At 52.0% G+C, this 22,153-nt stretch carries 17 protein-coding genes and 1 tRNA gene; 16 read left to right on the forward strand and 2 right to left on the reverse strand.

Annotated elements, in window-relative coordinates; genetic code table 11:
• Window positions 1-7 precede the first annotated feature (7 nt).
• On the forward strand, window positions 8-1,276 hold the full coding sequence (locus P157_RS0105330) for an ArsB/NhaD family transporter (RefSeq protein ID WP_037368143.1): 1,269 nt from the start codon (window positions 8-10) through the stop codon (window positions 1,274-1,276).
• Window positions 1,277-1,369: 93 nt separating this feature from the next.
• Here P157_RS0105330 and P157_RS15460 read toward each other — a convergent pair whose 3' ends face one another.
• Entirely contained in the window at window positions 1,370-1,546 is a 177-nt protein-coding gene (locus P157_RS15460) for a hypothetical protein (protein ID WP_155266702.1), read from the reverse strand.
• A 104-nt stretch (window positions 1,547-1,650) separates the two neighbouring features.
• Between P157_RS15460 and P157_RS0105340 the strand changes: the two genes are divergently transcribed.
• The 9 genes from P157_RS0105340 (at window position 1,651) to P157_RS14855 (ending at window position 15,274) form a co-directional block, all read left to right on the forward strand.
• Window positions 1,651-2,835, forward strand: a complete 1,185-nt coding sequence (locus tag P157_RS0105340) for an efflux RND transporter periplasmic adaptor subunit (RefSeq protein WP_026760089.1) — start codon at window positions 1,651-1,653, stop codon at window positions 2,833-2,835.
• 102 nt (window positions 2,836-2,937) lie between these two features.
• Entirely contained in the window at window positions 2,938-3,897 is a 960-nt protein-coding gene (locus tag P157_RS0105345) for a biotin/lipoyl-binding protein (protein ID WP_026760090.1), read from the forward strand.
• An 11-nt stretch (window positions 3,898-3,908) separates the two neighbouring features.
• The gene (locus tag P157_RS0105350) at window positions 3,909-6,098 is read left to right on the forward strand and encodes an NHLP family bacteriocin export ABC transporter peptidase/permease/ATPase subunit (RefSeq protein ID WP_072000170.1); all 2,190 of its coding nucleotides are present in this window, start codon (window positions 3,909-3,911) and stop codon (window positions 6,096-6,098) included.
• A 28-nt stretch (window positions 6,099-6,126) separates the two neighbouring features.
• Window positions 6,127-8,841, forward strand: coding sequence for an NHLP bacteriocin export ABC transporter permease/ATPase subunit (locus P157_RS13930; RefSeq protein WP_051598508.1), 2,715 nt, complete (start codon window positions 6,127-6,129; stop codon window positions 8,839-8,841).
• Window positions 8,842-8,850: 9 nt separating this feature from the next.
• Window positions 8,851-9,396, forward strand: a complete 546-nt coding sequence (locus P157_RS0105360) for an RNA polymerase sigma factor (RefSeq protein ID WP_026760092.1) — start codon at window positions 8,851-8,853, stop codon at window positions 9,394-9,396.
• Window positions 9,397-9,567: 171 nt separating this feature from the next.
• Window positions 9,568-9,879 (forward strand): hypothetical protein, encoded by a 312-nt coding sequence (locus P157_RS0105365; RefSeq protein WP_155266703.1) that lies wholly within the window; start codon window positions 9,568-9,570, stop codon window positions 9,877-9,879.
• Window positions 9,880-10,215: 336 nt separating this feature from the next.
• A tRNA-Pro gene (locus P157_RS0105370) sits at window positions 10,216-10,292 on the forward strand.
• A gap of 72 nt (window positions 10,293-10,364) precedes the next feature.
• Window positions 10,365-11,921: an ABC-F family ATP-binding cassette domain-containing protein gene (locus tag P157_RS0105375; protein WP_026760094.1), complete on the forward strand. Its 1,557-nt coding sequence runs from the start codon at window positions 10,365-10,367 to the stop codon at window positions 11,919-11,921.
• A gap of 173 nt (window positions 11,922-12,094) precedes the next feature.
• Window positions 12,095-15,274, forward strand: coding sequence for an ATP-binding protein (locus P157_RS14855; RefSeq protein ID WP_196243102.1), 3,180 nt, complete (start codon window positions 12,095-12,097; stop codon window positions 15,272-15,274).
• Window positions 15,275-15,337: 63 nt separating this feature from the next.
• On the opposite strand, the gene P157_RS0105385 is transcribed toward P157_RS14855, so the two are convergent.
• Window positions 15,338-15,883 carry an NADH peroxidase gene (locus tag P157_RS0105385; RefSeq protein ID WP_026760095.1) on the reverse strand — a complete coding sequence of 182 codons (546 nt, stop codon included), beginning with the start codon at window positions 15,881-15,883 and terminating at the stop codon, window positions 15,338-15,340.
• 305 nt (window positions 15,884-16,188) lie between these two features.
• On the opposite strand from P157_RS0105385, the gene tsaE reads away from it, so the two are divergent.
• The 6 genes from tsaE (at window position 16,189) to P157_RS0105415 (ending at window position 21,284) form a co-directional block, all read left to right on the forward strand.
• Window positions 16,189-16,671, forward strand: a complete 483-nt coding sequence (tsaE, locus tag P157_RS0105390; protein WP_026760096.1) for a tRNA (adenosine(37)-N6)-threonylcarbamoyltransferase complex ATPase subunit type 1 TsaE — start codon at window positions 16,189-16,191, stop codon at window positions 16,669-16,671.
• Window positions 16,652-17,386 (forward strand): tRNA (adenosine(37)-N6)-threonylcarbamoyltransferase complex dimerization subunit type 1 TsaB, encoded by a 735-nt coding sequence (gene tsaB / locus P157_RS0105395; RefSeq protein ID WP_026760097.1) that lies wholly within the window; start codon window positions 16,652-16,654, stop codon window positions 17,384-17,386. Before tsaE ends, tsaB begins: the two co-directional genes overlap by 20 nt.
• Before the next feature lie 21 nt (window positions 17,387-17,407).
• Window positions 17,408-17,884 carry a ribosomal protein S18-alanine N-acetyltransferase gene (gene rimI, locus P157_RS0105400; RefSeq protein ID WP_051598510.1) on the forward strand — a complete coding sequence of 159 codons (477 nt, stop codon included), beginning with the start codon at window positions 17,408-17,410 and terminating at the stop codon, window positions 17,882-17,884.
• Between the two features lie 28 nt (window positions 17,885-17,912).
• Window positions 17,913-18,944 (forward strand): tRNA (adenosine(37)-N6)-threonylcarbamoyltransferase complex transferase subunit TsaD, encoded by a 1,032-nt coding sequence (gene tsaD, locus P157_RS0105405; RefSeq protein WP_026760099.1) that lies wholly within the window; start codon window positions 17,913-17,915, stop codon window positions 18,942-18,944.
• Between the two features lie 304 nt (window positions 18,945-19,248).
• Window positions 19,249-20,688, forward strand: a complete 1,440-nt coding sequence (locus P157_RS0105410; RefSeq protein ID WP_051598511.1) for a sensor histidine kinase — start codon at window positions 19,249-19,251, stop codon at window positions 20,686-20,688.
• A gap of 2 nt (window positions 20,689-20,690) precedes the next feature.
• The gene (locus tag P157_RS0105415; RefSeq protein WP_026760101.1) at window positions 20,691-21,284 is read left to right on the forward strand and encodes an ANTAR domain-containing response regulator; all 594 of its coding nucleotides are present in this window, start codon (window positions 20,691-20,693) and stop codon (window positions 21,282-21,284) included.
• Window positions 21,285-22,153: the final 869 nt, after the last annotated feature.

A 22,153-nucleotide genomic window follows, 5' to 3' on the forward strand; every position in this document is an offset into this window, starting at 1 on the left:
CAGCACAATGATTGCTATTGTTATCTTTGTGGCGGCCTATGCCTTGATTATTTCCGAGAAGGTACACCGCACCATCGTGGGTATCTTCGGCGCCATGCTGATGATTCTCTTTGGCATCATCAACCAGGAAACCGCCATTCACCACATTGACTTTAATACATTGGGCCTTCTCATGGGCATGATGATTATCGTCAATATTACCAGTGAGACAGGACTTTTTAACTTCCTGGCTATCTGGGCTGCGAAAAAGGTCAAGGCAAGGCCTGTGGCCCTGCTCGTAGCACTCTCGGCCATTACGGCTGTGTGCTCGGCCCTGCTCGATAACGTGACCACGGTGCTTTTGACTGTGCCCATCACCTTCAGCATTACTTCCCAGCTCAAAGTGGATGTAAAGCCTTACCTGATGGCACAGATTATCTCCTCCAATATCGGTGGTACGGCCACCCTTATCGGTGACCCGCCCAATATCATGATTGGCAGCGCCGTGGGCCTGAGCTTTATGGACTTCATTCAGAACATGACGCTGGTATCGATTGTTATCTTCATCGTCGTGCAGGGCGTGCTCGTAGCGCTCTACGGCAGCAAGCTCAAGACCACGCCGGAATTGCAGGACAAGGTAATGCGTCTCAACGCCAAGAGTCAGATTGCCGACAAGGCACTGCTGAAAAAATGTCTGGCGGTTATCTTCATTACCATTACGCTGTTCACCCTGCATGGTGCTCTGGGGCTGGAAACGGCGACGGCGGCTCTGACTGGTGCAGGCCTCCTGCTGCTCATCACCTATACCCGCAATGAAGCCATGATTGCCAAGGTCCTTTCCAAGGTGGAATGGCTGGCTATCTTCTTCTTTGCCGGTCTGTTCGTTCTGGTCGGTGCGCTGGTGGAAACGGGCGTTATCAAGGCCATGGCAGCTGAAGCTCTGACGATTACCAACGGCAATGTGCCCATGACGGCCATGCTGATTCTTTGGATGAGTGCCTTTGCTTCTGCCTTTATCGATAACATTCCCTTTGTGGCTACGTTGATTCCTCTGATTCAGGATATGGGCCAGATGGGCCTTTCAAATCTGGAACCCATGTGGTGGAGCCTGGCCCTGGGGGCCTGCCTGGGAGGAAATGGTACCCTTATCGGTGCTTCTGCCAACGTGGTTGTGGCCTCTTTGGCTGCTCAGCACGGCAAGCAGATTTCCTTCATCGGCTTTATGAAGGTGGCCTTCCCCGTGATGATTCTCACCATTATCATGGCCAACATCTATATCTGGATTTGGCACCTTTAATCTTATAACTACAAAAGCTGACAGGTCAATTTGACTTGTCAGCTTTTTGCAGGTATTAGGGTGTTTGCTGTTGAATTAGTATATTTGTATGGTTTACTTAGTAATGGGCTTATGGGGATTAGGTCCGCCTGCAGCGGCGAGATTATCCAGTTCATCCCAGGACAGTTCCCGCTTTTGAGCCCGTATCTCATGGAGGTGTTCCTTGAGATTGCCTTTGACTTTGCTGAAACGGGAAAAATCCGTTTCTTGAAGTTCGCGTTCAATACCCATATGTATCACTCCTATCTATATCTTAGTTCTATTATAACATACGAGTGAGCAGGCTGGAAATTACAAGGATTTACAAATTTTTTTGGGGAGTTTGGGGTTTTTATATGAAAATTTATTTTTATTTGGGTGTGGGCATTATCATCACGCTGATTGTGGGGCTTTTAGGTTACGGCGTGTATCTGAATCAGCGTGGGGAAAGTGAGATTGAGCAGCGTATGGAAAGTCTGCGCCTGCCGCTGAATGGTGCAGTCGTCACGGAAAGGGAGATACAGCCTTACGTGGAACTGGAACTGGTGAATCTCTACTGTGATGATATGACAGACGTGATAGCCAGGGAAAATGGCCGGGTCAATCAGGTGTTGGTGGAGAAACACGATATGGTGACGGCAGGCAAGCCGATCATGCAGCTGGTGGATGAGGATATTCCACTCAAAATCAAGCAGGCCGACAGCGATATACTGGAAGCGGAAGCCCAGCTCGTTAAGACGCGCAACTCCTATAACCGCTACAGTCAGCTCGTGGAATCCAATGCGATTTCGCTGGAAAAGTTTGATGAAGCGGCGGCGGCTTACAAGGCTGCCCAGGCAAGACTTGCCAACAACGAAGCCAAGCGGGAGCAGCTTTTGATGCGCCAGTCCCGGCAGATGGTGCTTTCCTCCATTGATGGGGAAGTCTTGCGCCTCTATCAGAGCGAAGGGGCTTATGTGACGGCGGGGACTCCCGTGGCTTTGGTGGGAGATTTCAGCAAACTTTATTTTTCGGCTCCTGTCGTAGATGAGGAGGCCAGACGCATGGAGCTGGGGAAGACCATCAACATGACTATCGCCGGTGGCGCTACCGCTGTGCTGGGGGGCGAAGCTCTGCCCAAGTCCTATGGAGCGAATTATTCCACGGGCAATCTGGGGGAAGACCAGGTTTTCTCCGCCATGGTAACGAGGATAACTCCGGGCCTTGGCGAACCGGCAACGGTGCGGCAGGTAATCTGGAAGGTGGATAACCGCGTGGGCCTGTTGGAGCCGGGGGCCTATCGGAAACTGCGGCTGTATGCCGGGACGACTCGCAAGTGTCTGGCTGTGCCCGTAGCGGCTTTTACCGATGAGAGCCATGACCGGGTGGCTGTGATGGAAGCAGATGGGCGCCTCGGATTCCGGGATGTGAAGACGGGCGTAACCGATGGTCACTATATTGAAATCATTTCCGGACTGCAGGCGGGCGATATCGTCATTACTTCGGATACCGCAGGGGTGACAACCGGTACGGAAATCGAACTCACGCTTGAAGAAAACTGAGTTTACAGGGATAGTACCTGCTGCTTGCTGGCAGGTATTTTCTTTTATTCGTCGAATATTATAAATTGTATTGTGTTGGCTTATTGGGGAGGATAATTGGTTATGGCAGATGGTAGCAATATTTTTAGCAGGGCGGCACTGGATAAGCTGCGCTCTCCTGACAGGCTGGATATGCTTCTGCCCATAACCACTCCTATTGGCTGGATGTCATTGGTAGCGGTGGGGCTGCTGCTCATTTCGGTGATTCTGTGGTCAATTTTTGGCTCCTTCACCGTGCGGGCTGATGGCAAGGGAATGATACTGGATGCCGGCGGGGTGGCCAGCGTTACCCACGTGGCTGGGGGAAAAATTGCCCATGTTTATGTGCGTCAGGGCTCTGTGGTGCAAAAGGGCGATTTAATCGCCGAGCTGGAACAACCGACGCAGTCTGCCGATACCAATATGGCCCAGTATGGGCCGCAACTGGCCAACAGCATGAAGGATACGGCGGACAGGGTTTACCAGTACCGGGCTAAACTCTATCAGCAGGTGGTATCCCGGGATGTGGTCAGTGATTATGATGGCATCGTGGAAGATGTCATGGTGCGCAAGGGCAGTGTCATCAACAGCGGCAGTCCGCTGTGTACGGTGCGCCTGACCCAGAAGCGCAGCGATTTGATGGGCGTCATGTATGTTCCCGTGGACAAGGGCAAGCGCATTGAGCCGGGACAGACCATTCAGCTTGTGCCCAACGGCGTAGATGTGCAGGAATCCGGCAGTCTTATCGGCGTAGTGCGGGCGGTGTCCAATTATCCAGTGGCCTTGAAATCCATTGAGCGCCATGTCGGCAATCCGGAACTGGCGCAGTGGCTTATGGCCAGCGGGCAGGGCGCAGTGGTGGAAGTCAGCTTTGTGCTGGTGAAGGATGAGAACAATCCTTCGGGCTACCTTTGGACTTCCTTTGTGGGAGAGCATAAGCCCATTACGGCCGGGAGCTTCTGCACGGGTTCGGTGATTATCGAACGGCGCCCGCCGATTGAAAAGGTATTTTATAAACTCAGCCAGTGGCTGCGGAACAGGTGAGTCATATGGCGATGGATTTTTGGGAAAAGTTTTGGCATAAGTCCGGGGCAAGAGTCAAGGTGCCCACGGTGTTGCAGATGGAGGCCACGGAATGCGGTGCGGCCTCTTTAGCCATGGTGCTGGCGCATTATGGTCTTTGGGTTCCGCTGGAAAAATTGCGCTCCGAGTGCGGGGTCAACCGTGACGGCAGCAAGGCCAGCAATGTGATGCGAGCGGCCAAGGCACGGGGCTGTGAAGTGCACGGCTATCGCTGGGAGGCAGAGAGCCTGCGGGAGGAGCAGGATTATCCCCTGATTATTCACTGGGAATTCAATCACTTTCTGGTGCTCGAGGGAATTCGCGGCGATAAAGTGTATTTGAACGATCCGGCCATGGGGCGGCGGACGGTGTACTGGGATGAATTTGTTACCTCTTATACGGGCATTGCCCTGACCATCCGCCCCGGGGCAGGCTTTCAGCCTGCCGGTCACCGTTATAACGTCTTTAAGGCTGTAGCGCAAAAACTTTGGCAGGATAAATGGGGCATGACTTTCCTGATTCTGCTGGGGCTCTGCATGATTGTGCCGGGGCTGGCGTCACCGATATTCAGTCAGGTTTTTCTGGATGATATTCTGACGGGCAAGCACCGGGACTGGATGGGCAATCTCTGCATTGCCATGACCGTGTCCTTTTTGGTGTCGGCAGTTTTGACCTGGCTGCGGGCGGTGCTTCTGACCCGCTGGCAGCGGAAGCTGACACTTGCCGATTCCTCCACGTTCTTCTGGCATTTGCTGCGCCTGCCCATGCACTTCTTCCATCAGCGTTATGCGGCAGAAGTGGCAGGACGCATCTCCATGAATGAGTCTGTGGCCGGAGTCCTTTCGGGCAGTGCGGCTACGGCGGTTTTGGATGCGTTTATCGCATTGTTCTTCCTGCTTCTGCTCTTGCAGTACAATGTACTGTTGACCTTTATCGGCATTGTCTTTATGATACTGAATATCGCGGTGCTGGTGCTGACCCGCCGCCATCTGACGGACCTGGCCATGCGGATTCAGCAGGATGCGGGCAAGGAATACGGGGCTTCCATCAATGGTCTCACCATGATTGACAGCATCAAGGCCAACGGCAACGAAGGGGATTTCTTCATGAAATGGGCCGGTTACCGGTCCAAGGTCTTAAACGGCATGCAGGAAACCCAGCTCTGGATGCTGTCGGTAACCATGCTGCCCACGTTGCTGACGGGGCTTAACGGGGCCTTGATTATGACCTTTGGCGGCTTTTCTATTATGGATGGGGCCATGACGGCTGGTATGTTTGTGGCCTTTCAGCATTTGATGGGCAGCTTCCAGGCACCAGTGGCCAATCTCACGGGGCTTTATACCAGCCTGCAGACCACGGAAATGCAGATGCAGCGTCTCAATGATGTGCAGCGTTATGAAGTGGATGATTTGAATTATCCCGAGAAGGAAAATCAGACCTTCGGCAAGCAGCGCCTGTCCGGAGAAATGGAATTAAAGGCGGTCAGCTTTGGCTACAGTCCTTTGGAACCGCCTTTGCTGACGGATTTCAACCTGCATTTGAAGCCGGGGCATTGGGTGGCTATCGTAGGCCCATCCGGCAGCGGCAAGTCCACGGTGGCAAAAGTCATCACGGGCCTCTACGAGGAATGGGGCGGGCAGGTGCTCTTTGATGGCACGTCCCGGCGGCAGGTGCCGCGCAGTGTCATCACCACTTCGCTGACGTCCGTGGACCAGGATGTGTTCCAGATTACCGGCACCGTTGGCGAAAATATTGCCCTCTTTGACCATTCCCTGCGGCAGAGCGATATCATGCGGGCGGCTAAGGATGCCTGCATCCACGAAGATATCCTGCAGCTCGAAGGCGGCTATGATGCTAAAGTTTCCGAAGGTGGCCTGAATTTTTCCGGCGGCCAGCGGCAGCGCATGGAAATCGCCCGGGCGTTGGCGGTGAATCCCTCCATTCTCGTATTGGATGAAGCCACTAGTGCGCTGGACCCCATTACGGAGGAAAAGGTGCTGGAAAACATCCGCCACCGCGGCTGTGCCTGTGTGATTATCGCCCATCGCCTGTCCACTATCCGGGATGCTGATGAGATAATCGTGTTAGAGCACGGACAAGTGGTGGAGCGGGGACGCCATCGCGATATGATGAAGCATGATGGCCCCTACAAGCGGTTGATTGATGAATATAGCAGTAAGTGATTTGCGATAGATTGTGAGTTGTGATGGTATGGAATTACAGGCAGGCAAGCGCTGGCAACTGACAAAAGAAGATAGTTTCCTGATGCTGGCTTCCGGTCAGGTGGAGGTTTATGCTGTAACGCAGGATAAGGATGAATTCCGCCAGTCCTATCTGTTGACACTGGAAGCCGGGAAAGCCATTTTTCCGGCCATGGATGAATTCGAGGAAATCGATGTTCTTATCTATGCGGTAAAAGACAGTGTGCTGGAGGAAAAGTCCTTCCTGGATATGGACCCGCATGAGCTGCATCCCCTGATGCAGGAATGGTTCAAAGCGCTCGGGGAACTTCCTTGGCTCAAGCGGCTGGCCGCCTTGGGGGATGATATGCTCTCCCTCTGGGGAAGCCGGAAGTTATTTGCAGACAGCTTGGGCAGCAGCCATGAGCTGTTAGAGGCTTTTCGCAAGCATCAGCGCATCTTTTCGATGCTGCGGGGCATGCGCTTCCTGTCTGCCGACAGGCGGCTGGCCAGACGGCAGAAAATCATTGCCCGCCAGAAGAAATGGCTGATTAATGATGCCATTGGCAACCTGCTGGGAGAAGATGAAATCCTCTACGAGGAAAGCAGCACGGAACAGGCCGGCAAGGCGGTGGATGAGACAAGCTTTATCCTCAAGCTGGCTATGAAAGCTCTGTCCATGCCGGAGGCGGATATCAATATCTCGGCGGAGATTGCCAAGAAGCTCGATTCGCTGGCCTTGCTCCGGCGGCTGGCCCAAAAGGCAAACATTCAGCTGCGGCTCGTGAAGCTGGAAGGGAAAAAATGGTTTACCAAGGACAGCGGTGTGCTGATTGGCTGGTATGGGGAGAATAAGGAAATTGCGGCCATTATTCCCGAGAGCCCCGGCCGTTATAAAATCATCACCCGCAGGAATCCGGCGGGGCTTCCCCTGACACCGGAGGTTCTGGACAAGATTGATAAAGATGCTTTTGTCTGCTATGCGGGTTTCCCGCGGCGCAAGCTCAAAATTATGGACCTCTTGCGGTTCATGTTTCATCAGTGCTGGAAGGCAGATTACCGGACCATTATTCTGGTGAGTTTCTTTGCGGGACTTATTCCATTGGTCAGCCCGGTTATCACGGAGACCATCTTCCAGGATATCCTGCCCATCATGGACAGGGAAGGACTGGTGACGGTTACGCAGGTTGTCATGGTCACGAGTTTTACCATGGCGGCCCTGTCCATGATTCGGACGGTAGCGGTTGTGCGCATTAGTACCCGGCTGGACATGGCGGTGGAAGCAGCCCTTTGGGGCAGGCTTCTGTCCCTGCCGCAAAAATTCTTCAGCCGCTTTACCACCGGCGAACTGGCCAGTCGTATGCAGGGCATGGAGGCGGTCAAAGAAGTCGTCAGCGGCAATTTCGTGACGGCCATCTTCAATACGGTGTTTTCCTTTTGGAGCCTCATCCTCATGTGCTGGTACAGCCTCAAGCTCACGGTGGCAGCCATGGTGGTCTGGGGCATCTGGTGCCTGATTACGGCCTTTATCTATCGGCGGGTTCTGAGCTTCCAGCGCAAACTCATTACGGCCAAGAATGAGGAAGCGGGTCTTGTGCAACAGGTGTTCACAGGACTTTCCAAGTTCCGGGTGCATGGCGCCGAAGAACGGGCCTACCATCTTTGGAGCAAGGTTTTCGGCGTAACCTGGAAATGGAATCTTGCTTTGCGCTGGCAGGGGAACTATAATACTATTATCGCGGCGGTACAGCCCTTTGTGCTGAATATGCTGCTCTACTATATTGTTGTGTACGGCATGCAGGAAACCGTGCAGACGGGCAATGGCGGCAGCATGGTGCAGACAGGCATTGGCTATGCCCAGTTCCTGGCCTTTGAAGCGGCCTTCAGTTCCTTTAATGGCACCTTGAATGCGGTGATTCCGCTCGTGGGTACGTTCTTCACCATCCAGCCGCATATTGAAAACCTGCGGCCTATTTTGGAAGAGGTACCGGAAACTACGGACGATAAACTGGAAGCCGACCCGCTGTCCGGGGCCATTGAGGTGAGTCATCTGACCTTTGCCTATGGGGAAGGGAAAAAAGATGTGATTCGTGATGTGAGCTTTCAGGTTGCGGCGGGCGAAAATGTGGCCATTGTAGGCCATTCCGGCTGCGGCAAGTCCACGCTGGTGCGGCTGCTTTTAGGCTTTGAACAGCCCAAAAGCGGGGCTGTCTATTATGACGGCCAGTCCTTGGCAGAACTTTCCCCGCCGTCGGTGCGCTCCCAGATGGGAGTGGTGCTGCAGAACGGTCAGCTCATGAGCGGTGACATCTTTACCAATATCGTGGGACAGTCGGCGCTTACCCAGGATGATGCCTGGGCAGCGGCAGAAGCTGCGGGCATTGCCGATGATATCCGTGAAATGCCCATGGGCATGCAGACTGTTATCAGTGAAGGCTCCAACAATATTTCCGGGGGCCAGCGCCAGCGGATTATGATTGCCCGTGCACTCGCGGCGAAACCGGCTATTCTGATTTTTGACGAAGCCACCAGTGCTTTAGACAACCGCACGCAGGCCATTGTGACGGAAAGCCTCAATAAGCTCAACACCACAAGGCTTGTGATTGCCCACCGCCTGTCCACCATCAAGGAGTGCGACAGGATTCTGGTTATGGATAAAGGCAGTATTGTGGAAAGTGGTTCCTATGAGGAACTCCTTTCTCAAAATGGCGTTTTTGCCCAGTTGGTGAAACGACAGGTTGCATAGGAGAAAGATATGGAAGAGAAGGATTGGAACCTTATTGCCCAGCAGGCCGTGCTGGAGGATGAGGCGTTTGATGAATTATATGAGCATTTTTTTCCGCGGGTCTATAACTTGATTTATGCCCGGGTGAAGAATGTGGCCACGGCGGATGATATCGTCAGTGATGTATTCGAGAAGATGGTGCAGCATCTGGCAGAATTTGACTGTCAGAAGGCATCTTTTGCCACCTGGCTTACCCGCATTGCTACCCGTACCCTGACGGATTACTACCGCTGGCAGAGCTACCGCCAAAACGTGGAGTGGGATGATGTGTTCTCGCCCGCCATAGATGAAAAGGAACGTCCCGAAGGTCAGCTGTTGATTAAAGAAGGCAAGCGTGAACTGCTGCTCGCACTCGGAAAGCTGGGGGAGCGGGAACAGCGCATTATCGAGCTGAAATACTGGGGCGATATGAACAATAAGGAAATCGCGGAAGTTCTGGGTATCTCTCCGGCCAATGTAGGTGTCATACTCTTCCGGGCTATGGGCAGCCTGCGTAAGCTGATGGGCAAGGAATAATTTCATATTTTTGTGCAGGATGTAATGCTAAAATCCCCTGTTCGTATGTTTAGCTGGAAAGACCCGGCAGGCTTGCAAAAATTTTTTGTAAAAAGTTTGTAATAGAATGCAAGCTCATTCGTATGTAAGAATGTAGGTCAAAAGGCAAACATGGGAAAGGGGATTTTTCTTGTGACGGAAGTGATGAAGAACATCATCGAAGCGCTGAATCAGCTGGGAACGGAAAAAATCCAGGAAGCCGGCAGCGTGGATGCTTTGACCGCAGCGATTAAGGGATACGGCGTAGAGGCCAGTCTGCAACAGGTACAGGCTGCTTTGGAAGCTGTGATGAATGCAGCTGATGGCAGACAGGAATTGGACGAGAAGGCCTTGGTAAAAGTCGCAGGCGGTATTTCACCGGCAATGGTAGTACCTAGGATTCCAGGCGTTTTGGATGGTGTGAAATGGGTAACCGACACCGTCGGCGTTTCCAAGGCAAGCTGACAGTAAAGCGATAACAACGGCACAAAGCGCAAGGGAAAAACATGAGTGACAGGAAAACGTCAGAAAAGGGGACATTCATGTTGATGCTCAGTGCCACAGATAGGCTGCTGACAGGGATTGCGCAGCCAGACCTATGAGGGTAAGGAAAGGAATCATCAGAGAGACCGATAGCAATATAAAGGGAAAAGCCTTAATACCTATGTCGAAGGCCTGCAAGTTGGGGAACTTGCAGGCCTTTCTATTTACAGCAAAGCAAGCATGGAGTTCTTGAAAGAGCAAAAAAAATTAAAAAAAGCCTTTACAAGGTAAGGCTGTTGTAGTATTATATTACTTGTTCGGGACGTAGCGCAGTTTGGTAGCGCGCTTCCTTGGGGTGGAAGAGGTCGTGGGTTCAAATCCCGTCGTTCCGACCATTTAGTAAATTCAAGAGCTGTTCTTCGGAACGGCTCTTTTTTCGTAAAAACGTAGTAAGGAGAATGTCAAAGATGAGTATTTTGAACGTTTCCCATTTATCCCACAGCTATGGCGGCCGGGAGATTTTTGAGGACGTTAGTTTCCGTCTGTTGAAGGGGGAGCATGTGGCGCTCGTCGGGGCCAATGGTGAGGGCAAGTCCACGTTCCTGTCCATCATCACCGGGCAGCTTACGCCCGATGCGGGCACAGTGGAATGGGCACGGCGCGTGAAGGTGGGCTATCTTGACCAGCATGCGGTGTTAAAGCCCGGCATGACCATCCGCGACACTTTGCGCACGGCCTTTGATGATATGGTGAAAGCGGAGCAGGAAATGCTTGCCGCCTATGACAAGATGGGCGATGCCAGCCCAGAGGAAATGGACGCGCTGATGCGGGATGTGGGCGATATTCAGGATATGCTCGAAGCGGGCAGCTACTATACCATTGATGCGCGTATTGAGGAAGTGGCTGGCGGTCTTGGCCTTAGGGATATCGGCCTTGACAAGAAGGTCGATGAACTCTCCGGCGGTCAGCGCACAAAAGTCCTGCTCACAAAACTTCTCTTGCAGAATCCGGAAATCCTTATCTTAGACGAGCCGACCAACTACCTCGATGTTGAGCATATCAACTGGCTCAAAAATTATCTGACGAACTACGAGAATGCCTTTATCCTCGTATCCCATGATGTGCCGTTCCTCAATGTCGTAACCAACGTGATTTATCATGTGGACAATCTCCACCTCGACCGCTACACGGGCAGTTATGAGAAGTTCGAGGAAATGGCGGCCTTAAAGCGCAAGCAGGAAGAAGCAGCTTACGAGCGTCAGCAGGCCGAAATCAAGAAGGAGCAGGACTTTATCCAGCGCAACAAGGCCCGTGTGGCTACCCGCGGCATGGCCAACAGCCGTCAGAAGAAGCTTGACAAGATGGAAGTCTTAACCAAGCGGCAGGAAAAGCCGAAACCGCATTTTAACTTCCAGTCTGACCGCACGCCGTCCCGCTTTGTGATTGAGGCTAAGCGTCTTGTGCTCGGCTACGATACGGCCCTTACGAGCCCCGTGGATATTCAGGTGGAACGCGGCAAGAAAATTGCCATCCGCGGTACGAATGGTCTGGGTAAATCTACGCTCTTAAAGACTTTGCTGGGAATGATTAAGCCCATCAGCGGCAATATCGAGCATGGCGAGTTTGTCAGCGTGGGCTACTTCGAGCAGGAGAGTGCCGCAGGCAATCAGAACACGGCGCTCGAAGAAGTCTGGCAGGAATATCCCGGCATGACCAATTTCGAGGTGCGGGCGGCTTTGGCTTCCTGTGGCCTCACCAATGACCACATCACCACCAAGATGCTGGCACTTTCCGGCGGCGAGGCGGCGAAGGTGCGCCTCTGCAAAATCATGCAGAAGCCGGTAAATCTTCTAGTACTCGACGAGCCGACCAACCATTTGGACGTTGAAGCGAAGAAGGAACTCAAGCGGGCCATCAAGGAATACAAGGGCACGGTGCTTTTGGTATCCCATGAGCCGGAATTCTATGAGGACTTTGTGGATTCCGTCTGGAACATCGAACGCTGGACCACAAAAATCATTTAAGAAAATCGAATTTGACCTGCTCCAGAGCAGGAAATAAACCGCTGATAGAGAATTTACACAGTAGAGATTCCTGTCAGCGGTTTTTTATGCCCAAAACAAGGATGGTGAAAAAGATGCATCAGGGGAGAAGGGAAAGTTTCACTATATTTTTCAGATTATGGCTGCTATTCTTAGTGGCTTTTTTCTTCTGCTTTGCACCGGCAGAAGCCGGTGATGATACGCTGCATCTCTATCCGCAGAGGCAGACGGTACGGGTGGGCTTCTATCAGATGTCCGGCTATCATATGATAGGCCGTGACGGGCACCGTTATGGCTATGGTTATGATTATCTGCACCTGATTTCGCGCTATACCGATTGGAATTATGACTATATAGGCTATAATATGGGCTGGATGGATATGTTCGGCATGCTGGAGCGGGGCGAAATTGACCTGATGACCGGTGTGCAGAAAACTCCGGAGCGTGAGGCCAAGTTTGTTTATACGGAAAAGCCCATGGCCTACAGTTCCATGATGCTGGCTGCGCTGAAAGAGAATGACAAATTCGAGCCCCGCAATCCTGCCACTTATAATGGTATGCGGGTTGGTCTTTTAGAAGGTAATATGCGCAGCTTGGAATTTGCGGATTTTGCGGTCAAAAATAATTTTACCTATACGCCGGTCTTTTATCGTAGCGTGGCTATGGCGGAAGATGGGCTGAAAAGTGGCGAGGTGGATGCCATTGTCACTAGCAGCAAGCGGGTCCTGAATGGCGAGAAGATTTTGGAACTGCGCAATCCCCTGCCGCTTTATGCCATCACCACACCGGATAAAAAGGACATCATCACGTCAATTAATCTTGCTCAGTACAAGCTGTCCAGTCTTGACCCGGGCTGGGAAGTGGCGCTTTCCGGCCGCTATTATGCGGAAGTAAACGGCCGCATGATGGCCCTGTCGCCGGAAAGTCAGGCTTTTTTGCAGGAACTGCGGGCTTCGGATAAAGTCTTTCGCGTGGTGATGATGCCCAATGCCAACCCCTATGCTTACTTTGACAAGGAGGGCAAGGCCCAGGGCATTCTGCCAGATATTTTTAGACTTATCGCGGCCAATGCAGGCATTCGTTATGAAATTGTACCAGTGGCCAATCAGGCTGAATACGAGCAGGTGCTGACGGATGAGAATACGGACATCGTGCTTGGCATGAGCTCCAATTTCTACGAAGCGGAAAAGGTAGGGTGTGAGCTTACGCAGGCCATTTTACGTTCCTCTATTGTACAGCTTTCCCTGAAAAATGAAAGCCCCGAAGGTGCCGTGGCCATGACTGCTAATCTGAAACGCAAGCTGGCCATGGTGGGACGTTTGCCGGATAATGTGGTGAAACAGAATTACGATACCCCGGAGGAGGCTGTGGCAGCCTTGAAGGCCGGCAAATGCTCCAGCATTTACATGCAGGGGCTTATTGGGCAGAAATACGTGGATATGGACCCCCATAATGATTTGCGCATTACCATCGTGCCCAATCAGAGTCTTGATTTGCGGCTGGGCATCCGCAGTACGCTGGACCATCGGCTCTTTGAAGTGCTGAGCGCAGCGATTATGCCGCAGACAGCACCGGAAGTACAGGAAATCATCCAGCGCCATACGCAGGTGAAGAACCGGGAAATGAGCTGGGAGGAAATGCTCTACACCTATCCTTTGCAGTTTATTTTGCTGGCGGTATTGATGATGCTGCTGGCGGGGGTAGCACTTGTTACCGTAGTCCGCAATAATGCGGCCCGTCAGGATGAAAAGCGCCGTCAGGAAGTTGACGCCGTGATGAGTTATGTCTGCCGTCTCAATGAAATCGTGGTGAAGGTGGATTTGCGCAAGCAAACTGCGACGGAATACCATATTGATGAAAACAATCATGTCTTTGTGGAAACTTTGCCGCATAGCATTGAACGCTATACAAACTATCTTCATGCGGAAGAAAAAGAAAAATTCCAGCCCGGCGGGCAGTATTGGGATGAAATGCATGAGGCGTTTGCGCAAAAGCGCAGTTATTACTGCGAAGTGCGCAAGCAGTCCGAAGGAAATACCTATCGCTTTTTCGCATGTCAGTTCCAGCCATTCTTTCAGGATGGAGAACTGGCCGGGTTCTATTTCTACCGGCAGGATATTGATGATGTGCGCCGCAAGGATATCCGTCAGAGGGAAGCCTTGACGGACGCACTGGAAACGGCGCAGCACGCCAGCAAGGCCAAGGGAAATTTCCTGTCGAGCATGAGCCATGAGATTCGCACGCCGCTCAATGCCATTATCGGCTATCTGACCATTGGTGCGCAGCCCGGCAATCAGGAAGACGATTTGCGTCAGGCCATTGATAAGAGCCAGATTGCGGCACATCATCTGTTGGGGCTCATTAACAACATTTTGGATTTGTCCTCGATTGAACAGGGCAAATTGCAGTTGGCGTTGGAAGATTTTTCCTTGAACGACCTGATAGCGGAGATTCAGACCATCTTCAACGGCCAGATTCAGCAGAAAAATATTGACCTGCGAATCGACATGGATGGGGTACAGCATACTGCCCTGAAGGGAGATGCCATGCGCATCAAGCAGGTGCTCATGAACATCTTCTCCAATGCGGTGAAATTCACGCCGGAAAAGGGAAAAATTTCTGTAGTGGTCCGGCAGGTCGCCCATCCCAACAATATTTACATCACCACCTTTGAGATTACCGATTCCGGCATCGGCATGGGCAAGGAGTATCTGGAAAAAATCTTCAAGCCCTTTGAACAGGAAAGTGCGCAGGTGGCACAGAAATATGGCGGCAGCGGGCTGGGCATGGCCATCAGTCAAAATCTCGTGCATATGATGCAGGGTTCAATTGAAGTGCGCAGCAGCTTAGGGCAAGGTACCAGCTTTTATGTTTCCCTTCCGTTGCAGGGGGCCGATAATGTTGGCGGGGAAGCGGATGAGTCTAAAGAAACAGCGGAGATTTCCTTTGCTGGTATACGGCTCTTGCTGGTGGAAGACAATGAAATGAACCGCGAGATTGCCGAGACGCTTTTGGAACAACAGGGGTTCGTTATCGATACTGCCGTAGATGGACAGGAGGCTGTCGATATATTCACTGCGTCGGAACCTGGCACCTACAAGGCCATTCTCATGGATGTGCAAATGCCAAGATTGGATGGTTATGGTGCAACGCAAGCCATTCGCCGCAGCAGCCACCCCGAGGCAGCCACCATTCCCATCATCGCCGCTACGGCGGATGTGTTCACGGATGATGTGGCACGCGCCATGGCCTGTGGGATGAATGATTACATGAGCAAGCCCATTGACTTTGAAAAGCTCATGGAAAAGCTGCGGAAATATGTGGGAAAGAGATAAATAAAAAAGTTGACCGGTCAATTTTGACCGGTCAACTTATAAAGTCATTTGTTTATTTGTTGCTTATTTGCCGAAATATCTGTCCAAGAGACCCTTGAAGCCGCGGCCGTGGCGGGCTTCATCCTTGCACATTTCGTGTACGGTATCATGAACGGCATCCAGATTGAGCTGTTTAGCCAGGGTTGCCAGTTCTTTCTTGCCAGCGCAGGCGCCATGTTCAGCATCTACACGCATGGTCAGGTTCTTCTTGGTGTCGTTCGTGAGGACTTCGCCCAAGAGTTCTGCGAACTTAGCAGCATGTTCTGCTTCTTCCCAAGCGTAACGCTTGAAGGCTTCGGCAATTTCCGGATAACCTTCACGGTCTGCCTGACGGCTCATGGCCAGGTACATGCCGACTTCGGAGCATTCGCCCGTGAAGTTCTGGCGCAGACCTTCGATAATGCGGGGGTCAACATCCTTGGCCGTACCCACATGATGTTCATCGGCGTAATTCATCTCGCCGCTCTGCTCAACGAATTTGGAGGCCGGTGCCTTACAGATGGGGCATACGTCCGGAGCTGCTTCGCCTTCATGTACATAACCGCAAACCGTGCAAACAAATTTCTTCATAATCTTACTACCTCCTAAAATATATTACACATTCATAAAATTCAACGTTATGGTGTGCTCATCACCATGGCTTAATTATAAGGGGCACAGAATAAAAGATAAATAGCTAAAAATAACGATTATAGGAAAATAAATTACAAATACGTCCGTTTTCTCTACGAAACTCAAAATATCATAATTTATCAATATAATTATTAATGGATAATAATTATTATTTAGTGTGGGCAAAATAAGGTGGCAAAATGGAATCAATGGTGTTACAATAAAAAAGATAATGTTTAATTGTTTATAGGAGAAAGGAAAATATGTTTACCTGTATGACAAGTTCTCCCGAGGAAACTGGTCACCTAGCCGAGCTGGTGGGGCAAAAGATTCGGGAAGGAACCGTGCTTTGCCTGGAGGGCGACCTGGGGGCTGGCAAGACTTTGTTCGTGCAAAGTCTTGCGCATACGCTGGGCGTCGAGGGAGATGTGACCAGTCCGACATTCAATCTGATGAATGTTTATGAAGGGATTTGCCGCATTTACCATTTTGACCTCTACCGGCTGGAAACAGAAGAAGAACTGGAAGATATCGGCTTTTATGAGTACACGGAGGAGCCGGAGGGAATCGTGGTCATTGAGTGGCCCAACAAGTTCCCGGAGTCACTGCCTGAGGATTATATTGAAGTGCGTATTCGCAAATTGGGCGAGAACAGCAATGAACGGCAGATTGATTTTTCCAGTATAGGTGCCAAGAATCAGGAGTTTATAAAGGAGTTGGAGGAATTTGTCAATACTGGCCATTGATACGGCAACCCAGGTTTCCAGCGTGGCGGTGTTAAAGGAAGGCCGGCTTTTGGCCGAGCTCACCATGCAGGGAAAGCTGACTCATTCGGAAACCCTGCTGCCGCATATTGAGCAGGTGTTGAAGATGGCGGCTGTGGCGAAGGAGGAACTGACGGGCATTGCCGTCAGCAACGGCCCAGGTTCCTTTACGGGATTGCGTATTGGACTGGCGGCAGCCAAGGCCATGAGTTATGTGCTGGGGATTCCCCTGGTGGGTGTTTCCACTTTGCAGGCGCTGGCTTATCAGCTGCCGGCACCGGGCGTGCGCGTAATGTGCCTGCTCGATGCGCAAAAAGGCAATGCCTATGTGGAAAGTTACCGCTGGGAAAATAATTCCCTGCAGATAGTGGATTCCGTGCAGGTGGCAAAGATTACGGATATTGTGGCAGCCTGTGCCAATATGAGCGAGCAGGTTATCCTGCTGGGCGATGCGGTGCAGAAGAAAGTGGCAGGCAAGCTCGAACTGCCCGCTAATGTCAGCGTTGCGCCGCCGCATATCGTTATGCCGCGGGCGGCCTGTGTAGCCATGCTAGGTCAGGAGAAACTGATGGCTGGCGAGACGGATAACGTGATGGATTTGGAACCGGTGTACATTCGCCGCAGTGAAGCGGAAGTGCTCTGGGAGAAACGTCATCCCGAAGAAGCCAAAGCCACGAAGCCGACTGAGGAAATGTAATTGCAAGAAAGAGGAGATGTAATGGACGCTGTTCCTTTAGATAGTATAGATGTAAACAATCTGGAATTTCGGGAGATGGCTCCCGAGGATGCGGACGCGGTAGAAATCGTGGAAAAGGCCTGCTTTGCCATTCCTTGGTCGCGGGAGTCCTTCTGGAAGGAAGCGCAGAACGAAAACACCTTGTATCTGCTGGCTCTCGATGGCGAGCGCGTGATTGGTTATGTGGGCTGCTGGATTTCCTATGAGGAAGCGCAGATTACCAATGTGGCTATTTTGCCTGAGTATCGGGGCAAACGCATTGGCACGCGGATGTTTGGCGAGATTATCGACCGGGTGAAGGAAAAGGGCGTAACGGCCATGACCCTGGAGGTACGGCCCACCAATGTTCCGGCGCTGGCGCTTTACAAGGGCTATGGCTTCAAGGAAGCCGGCCGCCGTCCGAAATACTATCAGGATAACGGTGAAGATGCCATTATCATGTGGAATACGAAACTCTGATTGTATAGATAAGGTGACGGAAGTTTTTATGGAAAAGAAAAAGGAAGAACTGCTGACGCTGGCAATAGAGTCCAGTTGTGATGAGACTTCGGCGGCAGTTTTGCGGGGCGGACGGGAGATTCTTGCCAATATCATCTCCACACAGATTCCCATTCATCAGAAATTTGGCGGGGTGGTGCCGGAAATCGCCTCCCGCAAACATATCGTAAATATCATGCCAGTAATTGATGAGTGCCTGCGCACGGCTGGCGTGGAACTTAAAGATATCGACCAGGTGGCGGTAACGTATGGCCCGGGGCTCGTGGGTGCGCTTTTGGTCGGTGTGTCGGCGGCAAAGTCTTTGGCGTTTTCACTGGGCAAGCCATTAATCGGCGTCAATCATCTGGAAGGACATATCTTTGCCAATTTCCTGGCGGCACCGGATTTGGAACCGCCGTTTATGGCGCTCGTGGTGTCTGGCGGTCATACGGCGCTTGTCGATGTGCAGGGCTATAACCGCTTCCGTATGATGGGGCAGACCCGTGATGATGCGGCTGGCGAAGCCTTTGACAAGATTGCCCGCGTGATGGGCCTGCCTTATCCCGGCGGCCCGCGCATTGATGCACTGGCCAAAGAGGGCGACCCCATGGCCATTGATTTTCCGCAGGCGCTTACGGAAAAGGGCAATTACGAGTTCAGTTTCAGCGGCTTGAAGTCGGCGGTGCTCAACTACATCAACAGTGAGAAGATGAAGGGGCACGAGCTCAATAAGGCCGATATTGCAGCGTCCTTCCAGCGTTCGGTTATCGAGGTGTTGGTGGGTAAGGCGTTCCAGGCAGTCAAAGAAGCCGGGCGCGATACCTTGGTGCTGGCTGGCGGTGTAGCAGCCAACAGCGGTTTGGAAGCCCGCCTGCGCGAAGAAGCGGAGAAGCGGGGCGTAAGGTTCCTTTATCCGAGCAAGATTTTGTGTACCGATAATGCGGCTATGATTGGGTGCCGTGGGTACTATCAGGCGCTTGAGGGCGGGTATAGTGATTTGTACCTGAATGCGGTGCCGGGGCTTAGTCTCACAGATAAATAAGTTTATAAGATACGTTCCAATGGCGGAACAGATATGGTTTTCACGCTGCGCTATGCCGCAGGGCTAAAACTATTTTTTGCCTTTTAATTAAGTATCGCGAAGCGTCAAAACTCGCTTCGCTCAGACAGTAGACGCTTCACGATAAAACAGCGGTAGGCAAAAAATAGTTTCTTAACGCCCTGCGCCAAACGCTTCGCTTAGAGAACCATATCTGTTCCGCCAAGTTACGTTTTTAGGCTATTTTTACAGGGAGGATGGCATGAAAAGCCTTCCCCTCTGGGGAAGGTGCCCCCGCAGGGGGCGGATGAGGTGGAAAATGCGCAATACCAATAATAATTTAACAACCAAACAATTAAATATCTTGGACCGCCTAAAGCAAATTCTCCCTTTCGTGGCTGACCTCGCTCATGGCCATGCCGCTATCTACATTCAGGCGGAAACAGCGGGGAAGTTGCGCATAACGGCCACCGCCATGCCGCATACGGTCTATATGCAGGACGCTGCGGAAGCAGCGGCAGGCTTGGTGGATACGTTATCGGAACCGCTGGTTACGGAAGTTTTCCAATCCGCCCAGTTCGTGCATGGCAAGCGGGAGCAGGATTATGGGCATTTTGTGGATATGTATGTGTTCCCTGTTGTTGATGGAACAAATGTGATTGCGGTTATCAGCATTGAGGTGGATAAGGAGCATTTAAATATTGATGATTTCTCCTATCTTATCAAGACCACGCAGGATGTGTTGAATTTTGCGGCCCGCGATGTGGATTTGGCGCCGTTTACGCCACTTTCGGCCAGTGACGGGCTGTTGATTACCGACCAGTTCAGCCGGATTGTGTTTGCCAATGCGGCGGCACAGCGGATTTATCGGGTTTTGGGCGTCGGGAGTCTCAAGGGCTGTCATTTGTTTGACCGGCAGTTGACGCGTCATGTCACGCGGGAATCTTTTGAGCGGGAGCGGCCCTGGCAGAAGGAGCTTTCGGCGGGCGGTTTGCAGCTTATCCGCCGGCAGATTGATTTGCAGGCGGGGGGCACGCTCCTGCGGCGGCTTGTCGTGCTCTCGGATGTGACGGAAATCCGGGCCAAGGAGCAGGAAATCCGCATTAAGTCGGCGGTGATTCAGGAGATTCACCACCGGGTCAAGAATAATCTGCAGACGGTGGCAAGTCTCCTGCGGCTGCAGGCGCGGCGCAGTGGTTCGGATGAGGTCAAGTCGGCGCTTTCCGAAAGCGTCAACCGCGTGCTGTCCATTGCGGCGGTGCACGATTTTCTTTCGCGGCAGGGGCGGGAGAGCATGGAACTGGGGCAGATTATGGCGGAGATTTTTGCCCAGGTCAAGGCAAGTATGGTCGCGGCGGATTTTGATTTGCGGCAGGAGTATATGGGCGAGACGGTAAGTTTGCCGCCGAAATACGCCAGCTCGTTGGCACTGGTGCTCAATGAGCTGATAATAAACGCCGTAGAACACGCCTTTACCGGACGGCAGGCGGGGCTTGTGGGCTTAACGGTGGAACTCGATGAAGAATTGCGGCTGGATTTCTATGATGATGGCTGCGGACTGCCCGCAGATTTTCAGCCGAACAAATCCCGGTCGCTGGGATTATCCATAATCCGCACCTTGATTGAGGGCGATTTGGAGGGCAGTTTCCGGCTGGAAAATGACAGCAGCGGTCGGGGAACACATGCGTATATTGTCCTGCCCAAGCCGCAGGCGCAGGGACAGGTTGTGGCAAGTTTGGAGGAATGAATATGCAGGAAAACAGGAAATCACTACGGATTGTCATTGCCGATAACGAATCCCTTATCCGTCTGGATATTCGGGAAATGCTCGAAGATGCGGGCCACGAAGTCGTGGGCGAAGCGGTAAATGGCCGACGGGCGGTGGAACTTACCCGCCAGCATCGCCCGGATTTGGTGCTGATGGATATTAAGATGCCGGAAATGGATGGCATTACCGCGGCAGGAAAAATCTATGCGGATAAAATTGCGCCGGTTATTCTGCTGACGGCTTTCAGCCAGCCTGATATTGTGGATAAGGCCAAGGACTCCGGCGTGCTGGGGTATCTCGTAAAGCCGGTACAGGAAAGCCAGCTTTTTCCTGCGATTGAAATCGCGCTCTCCCGCTGGCAGGAAATGCAGGGGCTGGAGGATGAACTAGAAAAGCTCAAAGACTCTTTGGAAACGCGCAAAATGGTCGATAGGGCCAAGGGTATTATCATGGCGGCGCATAAACTGGGGGAACAGGAAGCGTATCGCCGGATGCAGCAGTATGCCATGCAGAAGCGGGTGCCGCTGAAGGATGTGGCACAGAGCATTATCCGTGCGGCAGGCGGCAAGGCTTAAACATCATAACAATAAGACGCCCGAGGGGGCTGGCAGTATTTTTCCTCTGCTGAGACAGGATTGTCAAGCGCTACGGAAAAACACCGCCAGCCTCCTCGGGCTTATTGCGTAATTTTGTAAATTGCAGTTTGCCGGGGAGTTCGGTTCGTGATAAAAATATCATGTTCATACGTAGTCAGGGGCAAACGGGGAGTGCTTTTTCTGTCTCCCGCTAAACGACCCCCTCGGAAAATTGAGCTGTCCAGGTACCCGCGCCGGGCAGGCCAACGGCGCTGTTTTCAGCGTATTTGCTTAGCGGCTTCCTATAGGGGCCGGCCTTCACTGCGTTCAGGCAGTCGCTCCTAACAGAAAAAGCACTCCCCGTCCGCCCCAAGCTTCGCCCTGTACAATTGCTACGAACTCGTCTCTCCCGTAACAAGAACATCGATGTACTTGTTGCTTGTCACTACGAAAATGTCGTCTTATACGGACATCGCTTAGGGCGGAGGTGGTGATGCTTTTCGCCGTGGAACGACTGTCCGAACGCAGTGAGGACTGGCCCACAAACGGCACAGACTAAATACTGGGCTGAATATACGCGCCGACGGTCTTGCCCGGCGCAGGTACCTAAAAAGCCCATAAATTTCCTTGTGGGTCATTCAGTGCAACGGCAAAAAGTATTACCACCTCCGCCCCCATTGAGTTGTAACAATAATATTTCAGTACGCACTAACAAACTGCAATTTATACGTGTGGGGAAATCTTTTTAGGTCTGAATGATTCTTTATTTTTGTCCTGCTCGTTATTGGACAAGATTGAATGTCTTTAACTTGTATAAAATCGGAATAACCCGTATAATAAAACCATCGAAACACGAATTACTTAAATCG

Source organism: Selenomonas ruminantium AC2024 (assembly GCF_000687995.1).
Classification (GTDB): Bacteria; Bacillota; Negativicutes; order Selenomonadales; family Selenomonadaceae; genus Selenomonas_A; species Selenomonas_A ruminantium_B.